Here is a 1,186-nt window from a genome sequence, read left to right on the forward strand (position 1 = left end):
TCTTCATCACCCACTGCTTGGTCTGATAGGCAGCACGCTCGGCATACATCCCGGCAATGGTAAGAGCGTCTTCGGGGCCGATGATACCCATCTCCTCAATTTTCTGGTCGAACTTCTCGTTGGAGACAAGGTAGGCTGTTTCAGGATTCCTAAGGTAGGCTTCCTCTTGCAGCTTGTCCCGCTTGGCTGTAAGTTCGGCAAGGTTCCCCTCCTGCTGGTGTACCATCATCTCCGTTCCCTGCACTACGGGCGAGAGAACGGCATTCATCGTACCCAGTACGACTGTCGGGAAGAACATGATGCAGAAGCCCAGCACGAAGGGACGGAGAAGCGGAAAAACGTCTATCGCCTCGGCACGGGCAATGGAAGCCCATACCCGAAGGGCAATGTAAAAAAGCGCACCCAAGCCTGCTATGCCCTTGGCGATCCCTGTCATCTGTGCGCAGAGCGGCATCATCTCGTCATAGGTTGAGCGTAGCAACTCATGTAAACTGGCAAAATCCATAAGCAAAAGTGTTTTTATGAAAGTTCTTTCAAGTTCTTTTTTGTCTGTGGATTTACCAATATCTGCTTGCCGTATTACCATAGAGCGCCTTAACGGAGGCAAGGTTGTTCTTCTCCCTTGCGCGCACGTAGCTTACGGAGATGTTTTTCCTTGTGTAATACGATACAAGCGAGCGATTTTCCCTCAGCGTGGTGTAGATGCGGTCGATAGCCTGCATGCGCTCGTGATCGTTCATCGAGAAAACATTACTCTTGACAATGGACTTTAGTTCCTTGAGACTCTCACCGCTCTGCTCCAGAAGCTTGGCATAGCCCGAAGCCATTGCAGCAAGTTCTGAAGGGCGGAAGTTCTTGTCCGAGAGCATTTTCTTATACGAGGTGACGTAAATCTCCGAGATGTCGCCCACCATGAGAATACACTCCTTGACCTTGTAGGCATCCCCAATGAGGTTGTTCACCTTCTTTAGCGCGTCATAATACTTCTTGGTGTCGTTGTAGAGTTTCTCCACTTCCTTGAACCCGTCCAAGGTGTTCTTCACCGTCTTGGAGGCGGTGGCAATCTCCTTGACTGAATTGACGATGTTGCCGGCGAAGTTACCGGGATCGGTTACCACCCACTGTGCATGGGCCTTTCCGCTGAATAAAAGGACGGTGCCTATCAGCAGCATTAAAATTCTTGTTC

The 1,186-nt window shown here is 50.5% G+C and carries 2 protein-coding genes; both read right to left on the reverse strand.

Annotation, left to right across the window (positions count from 1 at the left end; genetic code table 11):
- Nucleotides 1-505, reverse strand: a 505-nt coding sequence (locus tag JCM12259_RS12795; protein ID WP_025066730.1) for a TraJ family protein, incomplete at its 3' end; no start/stop codon positions are given.
- Between the two features lie 52 nt (nt 506-557).
- A complete protein-coding gene (locus tag JCM12259_RS12800) occupies nt 558-1,172 on the reverse strand; it encodes a DUF4141 domain-containing protein (protein ID WP_025066731.1) in 615 nt (204 codons plus the stop codon).
- Nucleotides 1,173-1,186 lie beyond the last annotated feature (14 nt).

The sequence above is a fragment of the Hoylesella enoeca JCM 12259 genome (genome assembly GCF_000613405.1).
GTDB classification, from domain to species: Bacteria; Bacteroidota; Bacteroidia; order Bacteroidales; family Bacteroidaceae; genus Prevotella; species Prevotella enoeca.

What these genes read in the sequence shown, in the direction of transcription:
- JCM12259_RS12800 (WP_025066731.1), bottom strand. Translation starts at nt 1,172, where the DNA reads ATGCTGCTGATAGGCACCGTCCTTTTATTCAGCGGAAAGGCCCATGCA.